General features: G+C 59.0%; 1 pseudogene. It reads left to right on the top strand.

The window, feature by feature from the left end:
- A pseudogene (locus CXF87_RS12520) lies at nt 1-300 on the top strand (MFS transporter); the annotation flags it as partial.

A 300-nucleotide genomic window follows, 5' to 3' on the forward strand; every position in this document is an offset into this window, starting at 1 on the left:
CCGCGTCTACCGCCATCTCTTTCTAGCGCAGGTCATTGCACTGATCGGCACTGGCCTGACCACGGTTGCTCTGGCGTTGCTGGCTCACGATCTTGCTGAAGGTCAGGCGGGCGTCGTGCTAGGCACGGCGCTGGCGATCAAGATGGTCGCTTACGTGGGCATTGCCCCTTTGGTCGGCGCTTATGCATCACGCCTGCCTCGGCGCACCTTATTGGTTAGCCTGGACTTGCTGCGTGCAGCCGTGGTTTGCGCACTGCCTTTTGTTACCGAAGTGTGGCAGATCTATGTGCTGATCTTTCT

Source organism: Halomonas sp. MES3-P3E (assembly GCF_002836035.1).
Classification (GTDB): domain Bacteria; phylum Pseudomonadota; class Gammaproteobacteria; order Pseudomonadales; family Halomonadaceae; genus Vreelandella; species Vreelandella arctica.